General features: G+C 72.2%; 18 protein-coding genes. 5 read left to right on the plus strand and 13 right to left on the minus strand.

All coding sequences use genetic code 11. From position 1 onward, the window contains the following. Positions 1–198: 198 nt before the first annotated feature. Positions 199–1497, plus strand: coding sequence for a M20/M25/M40 family metallo-hydrolase (locus ACK4TT_RS00295; RefSeq protein WP_409635916.1), 1299 nt, complete (start codon positions 199–201; stop codon positions 1495–1497). Positions 1498–1501: 4 nt separating this feature from the next. Beyond that, complete coding sequence (locus ACK4TT_RS00300; RefSeq protein ID WP_409635913.1) at positions 1502–2719, plus strand: TIGR03862 family flavoprotein; 1218 nt, start codon at positions 1502–1504, stop codon at positions 2717–2719. Here ACK4TT_RS00300 and ACK4TT_RS00305 read toward each other — a convergent pair. The 9 genes from ACK4TT_RS00305 to ACK4TT_RS00345 all read right to left on the minus strand — a co-directional run bounded on the left by ACK4TT_RS00305 (position 2687) and on the right by ACK4TT_RS00345 (position 11694). Further along, positions 2687–3562 carry a TauD/TfdA dioxygenase family protein gene (locus ACK4TT_RS00305; protein WP_409635910.1) on the minus strand — a complete coding sequence of 292 codons (876 nt, stop codon included), beginning with the start codon at positions 3560–3562 and terminating at the stop codon, positions 2687–2689. The two genes, ACK4TT_RS00300 and ACK4TT_RS00305, sit on opposite strands and share 33 nt — an antisense overlap. An 88-nt stretch (positions 3563–3650) precedes the next feature. Next, positions 3651–3902: a hypothetical protein gene (locus ACK4TT_RS00310; RefSeq protein WP_409635907.1), complete on the minus strand. Its 252-nt coding sequence runs from the start codon at positions 3900–3902 to the stop codon at positions 3651–3653. Then, entirely contained in the window at positions 3899–4969 is a 1071-nt protein-coding gene (locus ACK4TT_RS00315; protein ID WP_409635905.1) for a tetratricopeptide repeat protein, read from the minus strand. Before ACK4TT_RS00315 ends, ACK4TT_RS00310 begins: the two co-directional genes overlap by 4 nt. 41 nt (positions 4970–5010) lie before the next feature. Further along, positions 5011–7116, minus strand: coding sequence for a cell cycle histidine kinase CckA (gene cckA, locus ACK4TT_RS00320; protein ID WP_410212094.1), 2106 nt, complete (start codon positions 7114–7116; stop codon positions 5011–5013). Between the two features lie 36 nt (positions 7117–7152). Then, a complete protein-coding gene (flhB, locus tag ACK4TT_RS00325; protein WP_409635899.1) occupies positions 7153–8238 on the minus strand; it encodes a flagellar biosynthesis protein FlhB in 1086 nt (361 codons plus the stop codon). After that, positions 8235–8996: a flagellar biosynthetic protein FliR gene (gene fliR, locus ACK4TT_RS00330; protein WP_410212095.1), complete on the minus strand. Its 762-nt coding sequence runs from the start codon at positions 8994–8996 to the stop codon at positions 8235–8237. The genes flhB and fliR overlap by 4 nt, the downstream gene beginning before the upstream one ends. A gap of 20 nt (positions 8997–9016) precedes the next feature. After that, positions 9017–9280, minus strand: a complete 264-nt coding sequence (fliQ, locus tag ACK4TT_RS00335) for a flagellar biosynthesis protein FliQ (protein ID WP_409635893.1) — start codon at positions 9278–9280, stop codon at positions 9017–9019. Between the two features lie 99 nt (positions 9281–9379). Then, complete coding sequence (locus ACK4TT_RS00340) at positions 9380–10930, minus strand: ABC transporter permease/substrate-binding protein (protein ID WP_409635890.1); 1551 nt, start codon at positions 10928–10930, stop codon at positions 9380–9382. Beyond that, positions 10927–11694, minus strand: coding sequence for an ATP-binding cassette domain-containing protein (locus ACK4TT_RS00345; protein ID WP_410212096.1), 768 nt, complete (start codon positions 11692–11694; stop codon positions 10927–10929). Before ACK4TT_RS00345 ends, ACK4TT_RS00340 begins: the two co-directional genes overlap by 4 nt. A gap of 95 nt (positions 11695–11789) precedes the next feature. On the opposite strand from ACK4TT_RS00345, the gene ACK4TT_RS00350 reads away from it, so the two are divergent. After that, positions 11790–12281: a superoxide dismutase family protein gene (locus ACK4TT_RS00350; RefSeq protein ID WP_410212147.1), complete on the plus strand. Its 492-nt coding sequence runs from the start codon at positions 11790–11792 to the stop codon at positions 12279–12281. Positions 12282–12337: 56 nt separating this feature from the next. Here the strand turns inward: ACK4TT_RS00350 and ACK4TT_RS00355 are convergent, their stop codons facing one another. The 3 genes from ACK4TT_RS00355 to flgB are packed head-to-tail and all read right to left on the minus strand — an operon-like array spanning position 12338 to position 13522. Continuing rightward, positions 12338–12655: a flagellar hook-basal body complex protein FliE gene (locus ACK4TT_RS00355; RefSeq protein WP_410212097.1), complete on the minus strand. Its 318-nt coding sequence runs from the start codon at positions 12653–12655 to the stop codon at positions 12338–12340. Between the two features lie 13 nt (positions 12656–12668). Beyond that, positions 12669–13085: a flagellar basal body rod protein FlgC gene (flgC, locus tag ACK4TT_RS00360; RefSeq protein WP_409635881.1), complete on the minus strand. Its 417-nt coding sequence runs from the start codon at positions 13083–13085 to the stop codon at positions 12669–12671. Between the two features lie 20 nt (positions 13086–13105). Beyond that, the gene (gene flgB / locus ACK4TT_RS00365; RefSeq protein WP_409636132.1) at positions 13106–13522 is read right to left on the minus strand and encodes a flagellar basal body rod protein FlgB; all 417 of its coding nucleotides are present in this window, start codon (positions 13520–13522) and stop codon (positions 13106–13108) included. Positions 13523–13602: 80 nt separating this feature from the next. On the opposite strand from flgB, the gene ACK4TT_RS00370 reads away from it, so the two are divergent. Continuing rightward, complete coding sequence (locus tag ACK4TT_RS00370; RefSeq protein WP_409635878.1) at positions 13603–13875, plus strand: flagellar biosynthetic protein FliO; 273 nt, start codon at positions 13603–13605, stop codon at positions 13873–13875. Further along, complete coding sequence (gene fliP, locus ACK4TT_RS00375) at positions 13875–14672, plus strand: flagellar type III secretion system pore protein FliP (RefSeq protein WP_409635875.1); 798 nt, start codon at positions 13875–13877, stop codon at positions 14670–14672. Before ACK4TT_RS00370 ends, fliP begins: the two co-directional genes overlap by 1 nt. A 101-nt stretch (positions 14673–14773) precedes the next feature. Here fliP and ACK4TT_RS00380 read toward each other — a convergent pair whose 3' ends face one another. Continuing rightward, complete coding sequence (locus ACK4TT_RS00380) at positions 14774–17710, minus strand: endoglucanase (protein WP_410212098.1); 2937 nt, start codon at positions 17708–17710, stop codon at positions 14774–14776. Positions 17711–17713 lie beyond the last annotated feature (3 nt).

Genomic DNA, 17713 nt, shown 5'->3' on the forward strand with positions numbered 1-17713 from the left:
CAACTGCCGTCGGTTCTGCACGACGCGCCTCCCCGTTTCATATGTGACGGAAAGGCTTAAGGGGGCGACGGCGGGGGCGGCAACCCACGGGGGCTGCTCGTTCCGTTAAATTCCCGTAATGCGCAAGACCATGCCGGGAGCGCCTAGCGGCGGGCTGCGGTATCGGCTGTTATGGCCCAGGTTTCGAACAAGGATTCCATGACGATGTTACGCGTGACGCCGCTCGCCGCGGCCGCCATCGCCCTGGCGCTGACCTCCGCCGCGGCCGCCCAGACCACCGCCAGCCAGGCCGACCGGACGATCCAGCAGGTGCGCGGCTCGGCCGGCTTCAAGGCCGCCGTCGCGGCCCTGGACGCCCAGCACGAGCGCATCGTCGCCGACACCATCACCCTTACCGAGATCCCCGCCCCGCCGTTCAAGGAGGAGGCGCGGGCGAAGGCCTACATGGAGATGCTGAAGGCCCACGGCCTGACCGACGTCGAGATGGACGCCGAGGGCAACGTCATGGGCCTGCGGCGCGGGACCGGCCCGGCGGGCGGCAAGGTGGTGGTGCTGGCCGCCCACCTGGACACCGTCTTCCCCGAAGGAACCGACGTGAAGGTCCGCCGCGAGGGAACCAAGCTGATGGCCCCCGGCGTCGGCGACGACACCCACTCGCTGGCCGTGCTGCTGGGCTACATCCGGGCGCTGGACGCCGGCAAGGTGAAGACCAAGCGCGACATCCTCTTCGTCGGCAACGTCGGGGAGGAGGGGCCTGGCGACCTGCGCGGCGTCCGCCACATCTTCACCAAGGGAAAATACAAGGACCGCATCGCGGCCTTCTTCTCGATGGACGGGACCAGCCCCGATCGGGTGACCTACGGCGCCGTCGGCTCGCGGCGCTACCGCGTCACCTTCAAGGGGCCGGGCGGGCACAGCTACGGCGCCTTCGGCATCGTCAACCCGATGGCGGCCATGGGGAACGCCGTGGTGGCGATGAACAGGCTCGAAGTCCCCAAGTCGCCCAAGACCACCTATGCGACCAGCGTCGTGGGCGGCGGCACCTCCGTGAACTCCATCCCCGACGCCATCTGGCTGGAGGTGGACATGCGCTCGGAGAGCGCCGAGGAGCTCGCCAGGCTGGACGCGAAGTTCAAGACCCTCGTCGACGAGGCCGTGGCCGCCGAGAACGCCGCCCGCTCCACCGGCCCGGGCAAGATCAGCGCCGAGCTGAAGCTGATCGGCGACCGGCCGACGGGCGCGACCCGCGAGGACGCCCAGATCGTGCAGATCACCTCGGCGGCGGTCCGCGCGGCGGGCTGGCAGCCGATCCTGGGCGCGAGCTCGACGGACTCCAACATCCCGATCAGCCTGGGCATCCCGGCCGTCACCATCGGCTCGGGCGGCAAGGGCGGCCGGGCCCACGCCCTGGACGAATGGATCGACGTCGAGAAGGGGCCAAGCGTGCGCGGGATGGGCGTCGGCCTGTCGGCCCTGATCGCCATGGCGAACCAGTAGGGGCGTGGGCAGAGCCGTCGCGGTCATCGGCGCGGGGCCGGCGGGGCTGTTCGCGGCCGAACGGCTGGCGGAAGCCGGCTGCGCGGTCACGGTCTACGAGCGGATGGCCTCGCCGGCGCGCAAGTTCCTGATGGCCGGGCGCGGCGGGCTGAACCTGACGCATTCCGAGGATTTCGGGACCTTCGTCGGCCGCTACGGCGGGGCCGCGCCTTGGCTGCGGCCGATGCTGGAGGCGTTCCCGCCCAAGGCCCTGGTCGCCTGGGCCGAAGGGCTGGGCCAGCCGACCTTCACCGGCAGCTCCGGCCGCGTCTTCCCCAAGGCGCTGAAGGCCTCGCCCCTGCTGCGCGCCTGGCTGGCCAGGCTCGCGGACCTGGGCGTTGAGATCCGCACGCGCCATGACTGGACGGGCTGGACGGCCGACGGCGCGCTGTCCTTCCGCACGCCGGACGGCGAGATCGCGGCGCGTCCGGACGCGACCGTGCTGGCGCTCGGCGGGGCGAGCTGGCCGAGGCTCGGGACCGACGGCGCCTGGGCCCCGCTCCTGGGCGAGGCGGTCCGCCCCTTCCGGCCGGCCAACATGGGCTTCGACGCGGCCTGGAGCCCGGTGATGGCGGGCTTCGCCGGGACGCCGCTGAAGGGGATCGCCCTCACGTTCAAAGACCGCACCGTGCGCGGCGAGGCCATGGTCACCCGCTATGGCCTGGAGGGCGGCGCGCTCTATGCGGTGTCGGCGCCGCTGCGGGACGCGATCGAGGCGGAGGGTTCGGCCGCGATCACCATCGACCTGCGCCCAGACATGAGCGTCGGCGAAGTCACGGCCAGGCTCGCGAAGCCGCGCGGCGGCCAGTCCCTGTCGAACCGCCTGCGCAAGGCGCTGAAGCTGTCGCCCGTGGAAACCAACCTGCTGCGCGAGGCCTGCGGCAAGGACCTGCCGGCCGAGCCCGGCGCCCTGGCCCGGGCGATCAAGGCCGCGCCCATCCGCCTGACCGGCGCGCAGGGGCTCGCCCGCGCCATCTCCTCGGCGGGCGGGGTCAGGCTCGACGCCGTGGACGACCGACTGATGCTGAAGGACCGCCCCGGCGCGTTCGTCGCCGGCGAGATGCTTGACTGGGAGGCGCCCACCGGCGGCTACCTGCTGCAGGCCAGCTTCGCCACCGGCCTCGCGGCGGCCGAGGGCGTTCTTGGGTGGCTAGGCGAACGCGGCGGCGTCCGCGCAGACTGAGGCGGCCAACGGCCACGGATCGACCGTCACCCGGCGCATGTGGCGGCGCTGGCCGGGGTAGTCGTTCAGCGCGAAGTGCCAGACCGAGCGGTTGTCCCAGAAGGCGACCGAGCCCGCCTCCCACCGGAAGCGGCAAGTGAAACCCTCATAGCGCGAGTGCTCGAAGAGGAAGTCGAGCAGCGGCTTGGACTCCCGCTTCGACCAGCCGTCGATGCGCAGCGTGAAGGCGGGATTGACGTAGAGCGCCTTGCGGCCGGTCTCGGGGTGCGTGAGCACCACCGGGTGGACGTACTCGCCCACATAGCCGTCGGCCTCGGCCACCGACATCGAGCCGCGCTTCTGGGCCGAGTGGCCCTTGGCGGAATATTCGCGGCTGGCGGAGTGGACGGCGTTCAGCCCCTCCAGCGTGGCCTGAAGGCCGGGCGACAGCGCCTCGAAGGCGGCGGCCTGGCTGGCGAACAGGGTGTCGCCGCCGAACTCGGGAATCTCGACGGCGTAGAGGATCGAGCCGATGGAGGGCCGCTCCAGGAAGCTCATGTCCGAGTGCCAGCCGCCGCCGAAGTTCACCCGGTCCTGGGGCTCCTTGATGATCTCCATGACCTCGGGGTTCCCCGCCATGCCGGCGACGAAGGGATGCACGTTCAGCGGGCCGAAGCGGGCGCCGAAGGCGACCTGGCGGGCGGGCGTCAGGTCCTGGCCGCGGAAGAAGATCACCTGGTGCTCGACCAAGGCCCGGCGGATCTGGGCGATGGTTTCGTCGGGCAGGTCCTGGGAGAGGTCCACGCCGGCGATCTCGGCGCCCAGGGCGCCCGCGACGCGGCGGATCTGAAGGGTCTGGCTCATGGGCGGTCCTCCGGTCATCACGCTACACCGCGCGCGCCGGAGCGCCATACCGGGGAGAACTGAAGGCCCCTGCAGCCCGGCTGGGGGCTTAGCGCCGGGGGCGCTCGTCGAGGACGTGCAGGCGCCGGACGGTCAGCTCGTCGATCTCCAGGCGGCGGATGCGCATGCGGCCCACGGCGAGGCGGCCGATCGCGACCGCTCCGATCGCCATGGCCCCGACGGCGACCGCGCCCAGCAGGAGCGATCCCATCGCCGTCGCCCCGAGCGCGCCGGCCCCCACGGCGCCGGCTTTCAGAGCCCCGGCGGGAGGACGGCGACGGACGACGGCGATCCGGCTCACCTGCGGTCTTCCTCGAAAGCGCGGCGCACCTCGGCGACGACGCTCTTCCAGTCGCCGGGCGCCGGCTGGCGGAACAGGCGGGCGGAAGGGTACCAGGGACTGTCGGTGCGGGCGCGCAGCCAGCGCCAGTCGGCGTTGTGCGGCAGGAGCACCCAGACGGGCTTGCCCATGGCCCCGGCGAGATGGGCGATGGCGGTGTCGGCGGTGATGACCAGGTCAAGCCCCTCGATGATCCGCCGGGTGTCCTCCAGGTCGGCGGCCCCGGTGTCCTCGGGCGCGAGGCTGCGGCCGCCCGTGAACGCCGTGAGCTCGGCCGCCACGTCGTCGGGCAGCGAGCGGAGGGCGTCGTGGACGTGGTCGGGATTACCACGGAACATCAGGCCCACGCCGTGCCCCCCGGCCCCGCCGGGCAGGTAGGGCGCCGACGGGATCGTCTCGAGCGTCACGCCCAGGCGCAGGGGCATCGAGGCCTCGAGCGCCCAGGCGTCGTGCCCCGCGAACGAGACCTCGCCGGCCATGGGGAGCACGCGGACCCCGAGGTGGCCGAACAGGCGCGCCAACGGCGTCGGGCAGAGGACCGACACCTCCACCCCGCGATCCTGCATCACCCGGGCGAAGCGGACGAACTGGATCTGGTCGCCCAGGCCCTGCTCGGGCCACAGCAGCAGCGACTTCACCGGCTCGCCCGTCCACTCGGGGAAGCTGAACCTGGGCTTGGGCCGCGCGCCGGGCCGATGCACGCGGGCTTCGTAGTAGGGCCACGCTTCAAGGTAGCGGCCGTCCTGGAGCAGGAGCAGGGCCAGATGGAGACGCGCCACAGGGTCGGTCGGATCGGCGTCCAGCGCGGCGCGATAGACCGCCTCGGCGTCGGCGAAACGGCCCTGCCGGTCCAGCAGGAGGCCCAGATTGCGGAACGCCTCGGGCATGGGCCGCGCCTGGAGGATCAGGCGATAGAGGCGCTCGGCCTCCCGAAGATGACCGCCTTCCGCGGCGTCCAGCGCCTTCTGGAACACGTCGGACGTCGTGAGCTTCTGCGGCTCGGCGGAGATGTTGGCGTCTTGAACCATGGTCCGCGATCTTTGGAGGCGCCCGCGGCTCAGCGCAAGCATCAGGCCGCTTTCTGCAGTTCCTGCTTCACGCGCTCGGCCAGGGTCTTGATGTCGATGGGCTTGGGCAGGAAGGAGACGTTGCGCTCGCCCTCCAGCAGGTCCGAGAACTCGCTCTCGGCATAGCCCGAGATGAACATCACCGGGGCGGCGCCCAGGTAGGGCCTGGCCTGCTTCAGGAGGTCGGGGCCCTGCATGCCTGGCATCACCACGTCGGAGATCATCAGGTCGATCTCGCCGGCGTGGGTCTCGGCGATCTCCAGGGCCTCCTCGCCGCTGGCGGCCTCGATCACCTCGTAGCCGCGGGCCCGCAGCAGCTTGGCCGCCACGCCGCGCACGGCGTCCTCGTCCTCGACGAAGAGGATGCGGCCGGCCCCGGAGAGGTCGCGGGCGGCGGGCCGCTTGGGCTTGGCGATCGGCTCGGGAGCGGGGGCCACGACGGCCGCGGGGACGTGGACCGGCAGGAAGATGCGGAAGGCGGCGCCCTCGCCGGGCTTGGAATCCACCGCGATGTAGCCGTCCGACTGCTTGACGATGCCGTAGACGGTGGCCAGCCCCAGGCCCGTTCCCTCGCCCACCGGCTTGGTGGTGAAGAAGGGGTCGAAGATCTTGTCCAGGGCCTCGGGCGGGACGCCCGGACCGTCGTCCGAAACCTCGATCATCGCCTGGTCGCCCTGGGCCTGCGGATAGCCGAGGTTGCGGGCCTCCTCCTGGGTGACGCGGGCCGTGCGGATGCGGATCACCCCGCCGCCGTGGCTCTTGATGGCGTCCCGGGCGTTGACCACCAGGTTCATGATGGCGGTGTCGAGCTGGGCCCGGTCGGCGCGCACGTGGGGCAGGTTGCGGCCGTAGTCGGTGACGAGCTTGATGTCCTCCTGCAGCAGGCGGCGCAGCAGGACCTCGGACTCGCTGATCATCTCGCCCACGTCGAGGATCTCGCGCTGCACGGTCTGCTTGCGCGAGAAGGCCAGCAGCTTGCGCACGAGGTCGGCGGCCCGCATCGAGGTCTGCTTGATCTCGTTCAGGCCTTCGTAAGACGGATCGCCCACCGGGTGGCGCGTCGCCAGCACGTCGAGCTGCATCAGGATGGCGGTGAGCAGGTTGTTGAAGTCGTGGGCCACGCCGCCGGCGAGTTGGCCGATGGCCTGCATCTTCTGGCTCTGGGCGAGCTGCTGCTCGATCTGCTTCTGCTCGGAGACGTCCACGAGATAGGCCACCCAGCGGCCGTCGCTCCTGGACAGGTAGAGCTGGGCGATGCGGGTCGGGTCGCTGGCGAGCCGGACCTCCAGCGGCCCCTTGCCGTCGGCCAGCCGCTGGGCGGCGTCGGCGCGGCTGGCGGGCTCGATCAGGTCGCCGAACGCCTGCCCGACCTGGCCGCCGCCGGCCACGGCCTTCAGCGCCGGGTTGGCCTCGACGATCACCGCCAGAAACGGGTCCTCGCCGTCCAGCAGGGCCGCGCCGAAGGGAGAGGCCGCGGCGAAGGCGTCCAGCACCTTGGGGGGCGGAGCCTTGGCGGTGGAGAAGGCGGTCAGCACCTCCATGGCCGCCGACGGCAGGGCCAGCGCCCCGCCCTGCCCCGTCAGGCGCACGAGATAGCGGCGCGGGCCGACAGGAGAGATCAGCGCCTGGCGCTCCTCGCCGGCGACCCTGAGGGCGGCGCGGCCCAGCTCGCCCCGGCGGGCGGCGGCCAGCGCCCCGAACAGGCTGGCGGCGGCGGCGCCGTTCTTGGGCAGGCGCATGGCCGGGCCCATGGCCTCGCGCCAGGCCGGGTTGGCGACCGACAGGCGGCCGTCGGGCGCGGCGATGGCGGCCGGCTCGTCGAGGGCCTGGAGGAAGGCCTCGGCGCCCGCCTCGCTGTCGGGCGCCGGCTCGGCGCCGGTGCGCAGGACGAAGAGGCCGAGCGTGGCCACCCCGGCGAGGCCGATCAGCAGCATGATGCTGGCGAGCGTGCCGGGCCCGGCGTCGAGCGCCGGCGCGGCGGCGAAGGCCACGGCCATCAGGAAGAACAGCACCGCGGCCCCCGTCAGGAGGTCGAAGTGGGCCCGGGGTTTGGACGGCGGCTCGGCCATGGCGGGCTGCGGCCCCTCCGGCGATTCGGTCTTCGGCATTGTGTCACAAGGGCTTAGGCGCCGCACGACGGGCCTCTAGAATGGCCGGGGCGCGGGCGGACGGCGGGTCTTGGCGGAGTTCAGGATGAAGCCGATGATCTTGGCCACCGCCTCGTAGTGGGCGGGCGGGATCATCTCCTCGACCTCGACGGCGGCGTAGAGCGCGCGGGCCAGCGGCGGGTCCTCGACCACCGGCACGCCCGCCTCCTCGGCGACGGCTCGGATCTTCAGGGCCAGGGCGTCCAGGCCCTTGGCGACGCACAGCGGCGCGGCGCTTTCCCCGGCCTCGTACTTCAGCGCGACGGCGTAGTGGGTCGGGTTCATCACCACCACCGTGGCCGTGGGCACGGCCTGCATCATGCGGCGGCGCGCGCGCTCCATGCGGATCTGCCGCTGGCGGCCCTTCACATGGGGGTCGCCCTCGGTCTGCTTGAACTCGTCCTTCACCTCCTCGCGGGTCATCTTCTGCTTCTCCATGAAGCGGAAGCGCTGCCAGAACCAGTCGGCGCCGGCGACGGCGAGGGCCAGGCCCGCGACCGAGAAGACCAGCCGCTTCAGGATGTCGACCGCGAAGGGCAGCATGGCCATGGGGTCGGCGGCCGAGAGGTTGGCGAGCTCGGGCAGGAAGGGTTTCAGCACCCACCAGGCGAGGAGGCCGGTCGCCACCACCTTCACCAGGGACTTGAGGAACTGCATCAGGCTGTCGAGCCCGAACATCTTCTTCAGGCCCGCCAGCGGCGAGACCTTCTTGAGGTCGGGCTTCAGCTTCTCGGCCGTGAACATCAGGCCGGTCTGCATCAGGTTGGCGCCCACCCCGCAGATCATGGCCGTCCCCAGCACGATCGCCAGCCCCGGCAGGACGGCGAGGATCACCTGACGCGCCACCTGCATGCCGCCCCGCCCCTCCAGCGAGATCTGGTCCGGGTGGGCGAGGAAGGGTACGAGGTCGGCCGCCAGGTCGCGCGCCAGCCAGCCGCCGGCGACGGCGATGGCCGCCGCCGTGCCCGCCAGCACGGCGAACGAGGCCAGGTCGGGGGTCTTGGCGACGTCGCCCTTCTCCCGCGCCTGGCTGAGCTTGCGCGGTGTCGGGGCTTCTGTCTTGGAGCCGGCGTCCTCGCTCATGGGGGCAGGAAGGTCCCCAGGAGCTCACGGTAGCGGTCGAGCCAGACCATGCCGATCACGCCCAGGCTGAGCGAGAAGATGGACAGGCCGAACAGCACCATGAGGGGCGTGGCGACGAAGAACACCTGGAACTGCGGCATGACCCGGGCCACGAGGCCCACGGCGACGTTGAAGATGATCGAGAAGACGATCACCGGCGCGGCGAGCTGGACGCCGAGCGCGAACGAATGGCTGAGCGTCCGCACGGCGAGCTGGCCCGCGTCGGCCACGGGCACGCCTTGGCCGAACGGGAACAGGCTGTAAGAACGGACGATGGCGGCCAGGAACAGGTGGTGCAGGTCCGTCGTCATGATGAGCACGATGCCCATCAGGCCGAGGAAGGTGGAGAGCGTCGGCGTCGGCTGGCCCATGGCGGGGTTCACCGTCTGGGCGAAGGACAGCGTCGTGCTCAGCGACACGAGCTCGCCCGCCGTGGCCAGCGACATCATGAAGATCCGGAGGATGCCGCCGATGAGCAGTCCGATCAGAATCTCGCGGATCACCTCGCCGGCCAGGGCGCCGGTGGTCGCCGGCAACGGCGGGACCGTGGGCGACAGCAGCGGATAGAGCATCAGCGCCAGGGCGAGCGCGAACGACAGGCGGATGCGCGGCGGCACGAAGGTCTCGCCGATGCCCGGGATCAGCATGACGATGGCCCCCAGGCGGGCGAAGACCAGGCCGGCGGCGAACACCTGCTGGGCGGTGGCGTAGGACTCCATGGGGCTTCCCGCGCCCCCGCTCACATGGCCGCGATGCGGGCCGCGATGTGGCGCATGAAGCCGCTCATCAGCGCGCCCATGAACGGCAGGAAGACGAGCAGGGAGATGAAGATGGCGACGATCTTCGGCGCGTAGACCAGGGTGGCCTCCTGGACCTGGGTGAGCGCCTGCAGCAGGCCGATGCCCACGCCCACCACCAGGCCCACAATCAGCACCGGCGCCGACAGCTGGATGGTCAGCCAGATGGCGTCGCGACCGACGTCCAGAACCTCGGCGCCGTTCATGGGAGCTCCTCGAAAACGCTGGAGACGCGGGCTCGTCCCGCCTTTCCGGACTGTCGGCGGGACATGGTTAACGAACGCCTACCGGTGGGCAGGATTTGCCTAGAGCCCGAGGTCCCTCTCCAGGCGGCGGGCGGCCTCGGCCGGGGTCAGCTTCCCGGCGTCGCGGTCGACGCTGTAGTTGGCCGCGCGCATGGCCTCGACCGGGATCTTGCCGATCAGGGGCGCGAGCGCCGCGAGCAGGGCCGGATCGTCCCGGCGCTTCGGCGAGACCAGCACCACGGCGTCGTAGGGCGGGATGGCGCCCCTGGGGTCGGTCAGCGTCACCAGCCGGTCGGCGGCGATGCGGCCGTCGGACGAGAAGGCCGAGATCACGTCCGCCTGCCCGCCCGCGAGCGCGCGGTACATGAAGGTGGGCTGGTAGGTCGTGGCGCTCCGGAACCGGAGCCCGTATGCGGCCTCGACCGCCTTCCACTCGGGCCGCGACAGGAACTCCAGGTCGGAACCCAGGGCGAGGCCGGGGGCCTGGCGGGCGAGGTCTTCGATGGAGGCGATCCCCAGGGCCTTGGCCCGATCGGCGCGCATGGCGAAGGCGTAGGCGTTCTCGAAGCCCAGCGAGCCCAGCACCCGCACGCCGTCGCGGCGCTCCAGCTCGGCCGTGAGCTGGGTGAGCACCGCCTGGCGGCCGGGATGGTCGGTGCGGGCGAGCACGTTGGTCCACAGCGTGCCCGAGTAGTCCACGTAGACGTCGAGCTCGCCAGCCGCGAGCGCCCGGTAGGCGACGGCCGAGCCCAGGTCCTCCTTCAGCGTGGCGCGGGCGCCCTGGCGCTCCAGCCGGTCGGCCATCAGCTCGGCCAGGACGTACTGCTCGGAGAAGTTCTTGGCGCCCACGACGTAGGACGCCGGGCGGCCGAAGCCGGCGAGCGGCAGCAGGGCCAGCGCGACGCCCAGGGCGAGGCCCGCCGCTCCGGCCCAGACCAGCGCCCGGCGGCGCCGTCGGAGCCCGCTCTCCACGAGGCCCAGAAGCTGGTCGGCGACAAGCGCCAGGGCCGCCGAGGCCGCGCAGCCGAACAGCACGAACACCCAGTTCTCGGTCTGGAGGCCGGCGAAGATGTAGTTGCCGAGGCTGGTCTGGCCGACGGGCGTGGAGAGCGTCGCCGCCCCGATCGTCCAGACCGCCGCCGTGCGCACGCCGGCCATGATGACGGGCGCGGCCAGCGGCAGTTCGACCCGCAGCAGCTTCTGGCGGGGCGTCATGCCCACCCCGTCGGCGGCCTCGCGGATGGCGGGGTCCACGCCCTCGATCCCGGCCACGCCGTTCCGGAGCACCGGCAGCATGGAATAGAGGGTCAGCGCCAAGAGCGAGGGCAGGAAGCCCAGGGCCGAGAAGCCGCGCCCGACGACGGCCTCGCTAAGCGCCGAGAGCGCCAGCAGCAGCGGGAAGAACAGCGCCAGCAACGCGAGGCTGGGGATGGTCTGGATGAGGCCGGCCGCCGCCAGGACCGGCCAGCGCAGGCGGGCGCTGCGGGCCGCGGCGATGGCCAGCGGCAGGCTGAGCGCCACGCCCAGCACGAGGGCGCCGGCGCTCAGCAGCACGTGCCAGGCGAGGTACTCCGGCAGGCGCTCGACGGCGGCGGCGAGACGCGGGCTCATGCCCCGAACCGTTCGGCGAGGCGTGCGGCCTGGCGCCTCGGAGCTTCGAGCAGGGCCCGGACCTCGGGATCGGCGGCGTCCGCCAGCAGGTCGGCGGGCGAGCCGTCGGCGGCGATCCGTCCCGAAGCCAGCACCACCAGCCGGTCGGCCAACAGCACGGCCTCGGCCATGTCGTGGGTGACCATGACGGTCGTCAGCCCCAGCCGGTCGTGAAGGCGGCGGTAGTCGGCGCCCAGGGCGTCGCGGGTGAGCGGATCGAGCGCCCCGTAGGGCTCGTCCATCAGCATCAGGGCGGGCTCCGCCGCCAGCGCCCGGGCCACGCCCACCCGCTGGCGCTGGCCGCCGGAGAGCTCGGCGGGCGCGCGGTCGGCCACGGCGGGGGGCAGGTCCACGAGCTCGAGCAGGGTTTCCACGCGGGCCGCCGCGCGGGCCTTGTCCCAGCCCAGCAGGGAGGGCGTGACGGCGATGTTCTCGGCCACGCTCATGTGCGGGAAGAGGCCGACCTCCTGGAAGACGTAGCCGATGCGTCGGCGCAGCCGGTGGGGCTCGGCGGCGCCGACGTCGTCCCCGGCCACGCGGACCTGTCCGACATCGGGAGCGACCAGGCCGTTGATCGTCTTGAGCAGCGTCGTCTTGCCCGAGCCCGAGCCGCCCACCAGGGCCACGAACTCGCCCGCGCCGACGGCGAGGTTGACGCCGTCCAGGGCCGCGTGGGTCCCGTAGCGCTTGCCCACCGCCTCAAGTTCGATCAAGGGACCGGCCATGGCCAAGGCCTAGCACGGTTCATGGCTCCCCGGCGCCCGGCCCGCGCGTTATGAAGGGGTCCTTCCCAGACCGGAGTAGAGCCATGCGTCGTCCCCTGATCGTGCTCGCGGCCGCCGCCGCCCTCGCCGCCTCCGCCGCCCAGGCCCAGAACCCCGGCGTCACCGCCGACCTGAAGAACGCCGCCGGCCAGACCGTGGGTGCGGTCACGCTGACCGAGGCGCCAAAGGGCGTGTTCATGCGCATCGAGGCCAAGGGCCTGGCGCCCGGCTGGCACGGCCTGCACTTCCACGAGAAGGCCGACTGCTCGAAGAGCGACTTCACCTCGGCGGGCGGCCACACCCACGGCGGCGGCGACCGGGTCCACGGCCTGCTCAACCCCGCCGCCAACGAGACCGGCGACCTGCCGAACCTGCACGCCGGCGCCGACGGCGCGGCGGCGGCCGAGGTCTATACGACGCTGACGACGCTTTCGGCCCTGCGCGACGCGGACGGCTCGGCCGTGATCGTGCACGCCAACGCCGACGACCACATGACCCAGCCCATCGGCGGCGCCGGGGCGCGAGTGGCCTGCGCGGTCATTCGATAGTCGGACCTGAGCGGGCGGCTGGATTCCGGCCTTCGCCGGGATGAGTCGCTGCGCGCTCAGATCGGCATCTGCAGGATTTCCTTGTAGGCGCTGATCACCTGGTCGCGGACGGCCATCACGGTCTCCAGGCTGGCCTCGGCGGCCGAGATGGCCGTGACCACGTCCACCAGCTCGGCCTTGCCCTGCACCTGGGCGGCCATCTGGGTCTCGGCGTGGCGTGACGCCGAGACCGCGTCGCTCATGGTCGCCTTGAGGATGTCGCCGAAGCCGCCGCCGGCCGCCGCGGCGGCGGGACCCGCGCCGGCGCCGGTCTCGACGCCCAGGCTCTTCTGGGTGGAGGCGTAGGCCTTGGCGGCGGCGAGCGCGGTCATCATGGCCTAGGGCTCCCTACTTCTTCAGGAGATCGAGGGTGCGCATCTCCATGGCGCGCGCCGTCTCGATGACGTTGAGGTTGGCTTCGTACGCCCGCTGGGCCTCGCGCATGTCGAGCGCCTCGACCAGGGTGTTCACATTGGGCAGCTTCACATAGCCCTTGGCGTCGGCGGACGGGTTGCCGGGATCGTACTCGGTGCGGAAGTCGGTCTGGTCGGCCTCCACGCGGACCATCTTCACGCCGCGCCCGCCGGACACCTTGGTCGGCTCGAACACCGGGGCCTGGCGCCGGTAGGGGTCGCCGCCGGGGGTCCTGGAGGTCGAGTTCGCGTTCGCCAGGTTCTCGGCGATGATCCGCATCCGCGCCTGCTGGGCGCGCAGCGCCGAGGCCGCCACGGCCTGGGCGATGTTGGCGATGGGACGTTCGGCCATGCGTGAGCCTCCCCGGCCGATCAGCGCTGCACCGGCCGGGCGGCCGTACGCAGGATGTTGAGGGATTTCTGGTAGAAGCCGATTGCGGCGTCGTAGTTCATGCGCGCCTCGGACATCTTCATCATCTCCTCCTCCAGCACCACGGCGTTGCCGTTGAGCGTGGTTTCGGAGCCGGGCGTCGCGACGGGCCTGTAGGCGGCGCCCGCGCCGCGTCGTTCGTTCTTCGGATGCATGTGGCCGGGTTGGGTGGCGGCCATCAGGGTCGGCGACTGCGCCTGAACCTGAACGGCGAAGGGCTTCAGGTCCTGGGCGACGTAGCCTGGCGTGTCGGAGTTGGCCACGTTCTGGGCGATGACCTTCTGGCGCTCGGACAGGTAGCCGAGCCGGCCGCGCAGCATCGCAAAGAGCGGAATCTCGGCCAGGTTCATGGCTGTCATGGTGAACAAACAGGGTTAATCGCCTCTTAAGGGACTCAGGGCGCTCTTGCCGGCAGGACCCCGCCGCAGAAGCGTCGAGCATGCATTTCTCCGACTTCCTCCAGGCCATCTTCGCCCTCGCCGTCACGCTCGGCCTGATCGGGGCCGCGGCGGTGGCGCTGCGCCGCTACGGACCCGGCGCGCTCGCCCGGTTCGGCTCCCCCCAGAAGCGCGATCGGCGGCTGAAGGTGGTGGAGACGCTGGTGCTCGATCCGGCCCGGCGCCTGGTCATCGTCGACTGCGACGGCCGCGAACGCCTGCTGCTGCTGGGCGAGGGCCGGCTGGTGGCCGAACTGCCCACGGACGCCCGCTGATGCTGCGCGATCTCCTGGCCGCCGTCCGCCAGCTTCCGGCCGAGGACTGGAAGCGGGCCGCGCTGCTGGCCGCCGCCGCCACCTTCGCCGCCCTGATCTTCCCGGCCGCGGCCGCCGCCCAGGCGGTGAACATCGACCTTGGCACCGGCGCCGGCCTGACCGAACGCGTCGTGCAGCTCGTGGGCCTGCTCACCGTCCTGTCGCTGGCGCCGTCAATCGTCATCATGACCACCTCGTTCGTGCGGATCGTGGTCGTGCTCTCGCTGCTGCGCACGGCGCTCGGGCTCCAGCAGAGCCCGCCGAACGCCGTGGTCATCTCGCTGTCGCTGTTCCTGACCGCCATCGTCATGGGCCCGACCTTCGAGCGCTCGTACCAGGACGGCATCAAGCCGCTGCTGGACCAGCAGATGGAGCTGCCGGCGGCCTTCGACGCGGCGGGCGGGCCGGTGAAGCAGTTCATGCTCTCCCAGGTCGACCGGGAGGACCTCGCGCTCTTCGTGCGGCTGTCGAAGATCCCCCGGCCGGCCCAGATGTCGGACGTGCCGCTCCGGGTCGTGACTCCGGCCTTCATGATCAGCGAGCTCAAGCGGGCCTTCGAGATCGGCTTCCTGCTCTTCGTGCCCTTCCTGGTCATCGACCTGGTGGTCGCCAGCGTGCTGATGAGCATGGGCATGATGATGCTGCCGCCCTCGGTGGTCAGCCTGCCCTTCAAGCTGATCTTCTTCGTGCTGGTGGACGGCTGGCGGCTGGTCTGCGGCAGCCTGGTCGAGAGCTTCCAGCGGGGCGCCGGGGGCTAGATTCCACCGCCTTAAGGCCGAGCCTCCTACGGCGGCGTGGGTCTCCTTCTGCTCCCCCGAAGGGGGAGGAGCAAGGCGGCCTCCATGAATTAACGTCGAAGCTAGCCCTTCGCCGCGGGCGCAGCGGCGGGCTTGGCCGCAGCCGGAGCCTGGGCCTGTTTCGTCGCGGCGGGCGCGGCCTTGCCCGTCGGCGAGGGCCGGCTCTTGAAGCGGGTCTTCATCTTGGCCACCCAGCCCGCGAAGGCCTCGTTGTCGGCGCTGACCCGGCTGAAGTCGCCCACGCTGAGGCGGCCGGTCGGGGAGCCCGAGAGCGCGATCTTCAGCGCTTCGGGGTTGTTGGCCTTCTCGTAGAAGCTCGCGTACTGGCGCTCCAGGCGCTCGAGCGAGGCGTCGTCGCCGGCCAGGCTGTAGGCGACGCCCGCGCGGAGCAGCTTGCCCTCCTCGTCCGAGGTCAGGGCCTCGGGGTTCTTCCAGCGCTCGCCCAGGGCCTTCTCGAACAGCGGCCCGGCGGCGGCCCAGTTCTTCTGCTTCCAGGTGATCTCGGCGCGCAGGTCGTCGGCCTCCCGGGACCGGTCGCGCTCGATGATCTCCAGGGCGTTCTCGTAGCGCCCGACGCCCATCCAGGCCCGGGCCTCGATCAGGCGGCGCTCGTTGTTGAGGGCCGTCGGCAGGATGGTGGTGCGCGAGGCGTTGATGGTCTGGATCGCCGCCTCCGGCTTGCGGTCCATCAGGTAGATGAGCGCCAGGTCCGTGGCCACCTGGGCGCGAGCCACGCCATCCAGCCGGTTGTCGGCCTGGTACTTCAGCAGCTCGGCCGCCTGGGGCAGGAGGTCGACGTCGACCAGGCGGCGGACCAGCTTGCGCACCATCAGGTCGCCGTCCGCGCCGATCGGGGTCAGTTCCTTGAAGTCGTAGAAGAGCGCCAGGGCCTGCACCGGCTCCAGCCCGTCGGCCATGCCGTCGAGGAAAAGGGCGCGGAACGCGGCCGAGAGGTCGGCCTGGAGCTGGAGGGATTCCGGCAGGTCCGGCAGCCGCCCGCCCGCCGTGCGCAGGGCCTCCAGCGCCTCGCGGTAGCGGCCCTGGCCGAGATAGAGGGCGCCGAGCGCCCGGATGGTCTCGAGCTCGGTGGCGTCGCCGCGCCAGCGGTAGCGCAGGTTGTCGAACACCGTGGCCGCCTGCAGCGGGGTGAGCTTGCCGGTCTCCAGCTTGATCTGGGTGGCGCGCAGCAGGGCCGGCGCCGAGAGCGCGTCCACCGGGGCGCGGGCGATGGCGGTGTAGATCTTCAGCGCCCGGTCCTTGTTGCCTTGCAGCTCGACGACCCGGGCCTGGAGCAGGCGGCTGTGCAGCTCCTCCAGCGAGCCGGCCTTCTCCTGCAGCGCCATGCGCACCCGGGCCTCGGCGCCCACGAGGTCGCCCTGGGCCAATGCCGCCTGGGCCTCGGCGCGGGCGAAGCGGGCCCTCCAGGCGGCGGGGAACAGGCCGTAGGCCTCGACGCCCTTGCCGAACTGGGCCCGCGCGTCCGGCCAGTGGGCGAGCTGGGCCGAGACATAGGCGCGCCAGAGCGCGCTGGACGGGTCGTCGGCGAGCGGCGGCGCCGAGAGGTCGGCCTCGGCCTCCTTGTAGCGGCGGGCCAGCACGCGGGCGACGCCGCGCAGGCCGCGGAACTCGGGATCGTCGAGCATCTCGGGATGCTCGCGGGCGAGGTCGTTGAGGACGCCGATGGTCTCGAACGACAGCTCCGAGCCCAGCAGGAAGCGGGCGAGCGCCATGCGCGCGGCCACCGGGGCCTCGCGGTCCTTGTTGGCGCCCTCGGCGGCGGCCGAGGCGGTGAGCGCGGCGTAGCGGGCGAGGAAGCCGCCCTCGCCGGTGCGCTTCCACTCCTCGGAAATCAACGCCGGCATGGCGGCGGGTTTCGGCGCGCCGAGCGCCGCCTGGTCGCGGTCGCGGCTGGCCCAGGCGGGCGACAGTGTCAGGCCGTCGGGCCGCCCCAGGCGGACGATGTCGCCGTCGCGCTCGACGGCCAGGTCCTCGATGAAGGACTCCACCGCCAGCCCCTGGATCGAGGGCAGGACGGCCATCTGCACATAGTCGCGGCGGCTGGGGACGCCCTTCGGCGGGCCCAGCGCGGTGACCACGGTGAGGATGTCGCCCACCGCCGGGTCGGCGATCCGGATGACGCGGGTGGCGCCCGCCACCGGGGCCTTGACGACCGGCGGCCCGCCGGCGGCGTCGCGGCCCAGGCGCACGAGGCCGGGCTGGGCCTGGGAGCCGGGGCCCAGCGCGATGGTCCAGGTGTTCCCCACGGCGACCGCGAAGACGGGCACATCGCGGGCCGCCTCGATCCGGACGGCGGCGTGGTCGGGCCCCTTGAACGCCTGGACGGCGGTGAACTGCTTCAGCCCCTTCGGCGCGGCCGAGACGTCGAGCGTGGCGGGGGCGTCGAACACCACCCACACCGCATCGCCCCGGCGGAAGACGGCGGCGCCGGCCGGATTGGCCCAGGTGAAGGCGAGTTGCGCCTGGCCGGCGGCCACGCTCGCGGCCATGCGCACCACCCCGCCGGGCGGGACGGGATTGGGCCGGGGCGCCTCGGGCTCGGCCTGGGCGGCCTCGATGGGCGGAGCCTCGGGCGCGGGCGGCTTCTCGAAGACGTTGACGTAGGCGATCCCGTCGGCGGTCCCGATCTTGGCGTCGGCGTCGTCGGCGAGGGTGATGACGAGCTGCAGCCGGCCGCCCGCATGGCGCTTCTCGGCGGTCTTGATCCACCGGGGCGGCGAGGTGCGCAGGCGCGAGATGTCGGGATCGGCGTCGCGGCTGAAGGTCAGCACCAGGGCCTGGCCCTCGCGCGCGTGGCTCAGCGCGGCCGTGCCTTTCCAGTGGAATTCCAGGCGCGAGAACGTCTCGGCCTGGGCCACGCGGACCTCCAGGGCGCTCTTGGCCAGGGCCTCCGCGGCGGGCGCGACCGCGCCGGCCGGCGCCGCCACGGAGGCGATGCAGGCGGCGGCGACGCCGGAGCGCAGGGCCTGGCGCAGGCGCATCGG

The sequence above is a fragment of the Phenylobacterium sp. genome (assembly GCF_046463815.1).
In the GTDB taxonomy this organism is placed as follows: domain Bacteria; phylum Pseudomonadota; class Alphaproteobacteria; order Caulobacterales; family Caulobacteraceae; genus Phenylobacterium.

Coding starts and splice junctions, on each gene's coding strand:
- ACK4TT_RS00295 (WP_409635916.1), top strand. CDS start 199: ATGACGATGTTACGCGTGACGCCGCTCGCCGCGGCCGCCATCGCCCTG.
- ACK4TT_RS00305 (WP_409635910.1), bottom strand. CDS start 3,562: ATGAGCCAGACCCTTCAGATCCGCCGCGTCGCGGGCGCCCTGGGCGCC.
- ACK4TT_RS00315 (WP_409635905.1), bottom strand. CDS start 4,969: ATGGTTCAAGACGCCAACATCTCCGCCGAGCCGCAGAAGCTCACGACG.
- cckA (WP_410212094.1), bottom strand. CDS start 7,116: ATGCCGAAGACCGAATCGCCGGAGGGGCCGCAGCCCGCCATGGCCGAG.
- flhB (WP_409635899.1), bottom strand. CDS start 8,238: ATGAGCGAGGACGCCGGCTCCAAGACAGAAGCCCCGACACCGCGCAAG.
- fliR (WP_410212095.1), bottom strand. CDS start 8,996: ATGGAGTCCTACGCCACCGCCCAGCAGGTGTTCGCCGCCGGCCTGGTC.
- fliQ (WP_409635893.1), bottom strand. CDS start 9,280: ATGAACGGCGCCGAGGTTCTGGACGTCGGTCGCGACGCCATCTGGCTG.
- ACK4TT_RS00340 (WP_409635890.1), bottom strand. CDS start 10,930: ATGAGCCCGCGTCTCGCCGCCGCCGTCGAGCGCCTGCCGGAGTACCTC.
- ACK4TT_RS00345 (WP_410212096.1), bottom strand. CDS start 11,694: ATGGCCGGTCCCTTGATCGAACTTGAGGCGGTGGGCAAGCGCTACGGG.
- ACK4TT_RS00355 (WP_410212097.1), bottom strand. CDS start 12,655: ATGATGACCGCGCTCGCCGCCGCCAAGGCCTACGCCTCCACCCAGAAG.
- flgC (WP_409635881.1), bottom strand. CDS start 13,085: ATGGCCGAACGTCCCATCGCCAACATCGCCCAGGCCGTGGCGGCCTCG.
- flgB (WP_409636132.1), bottom strand. CDS start 13,522: ATGACAGCCATGAACCTGGCCGAGATTCCGCTCTTTGCGATGCTGCGC.
- ACK4TT_RS00370 (WP_409635878.1), top strand. CDS start 13,603: ATGCATTTCTCCGACTTCCTCCAGGCCATCTTCGCCCTCGCCGTCACG.
- fliP (WP_409635875.1), top strand. CDS start 13,875: ATGCTGCGCGATCTCCTGGCCGCCGTCCGCCAGCTTCCGGCCGAGGAC.
- ACK4TT_RS00380 (WP_410212098.1), bottom strand. CDS start 17,710: ATGCGCCTGCGCCAGGCCCTGCGCTCCGGCGTCGCCGCCGCCTGCATC.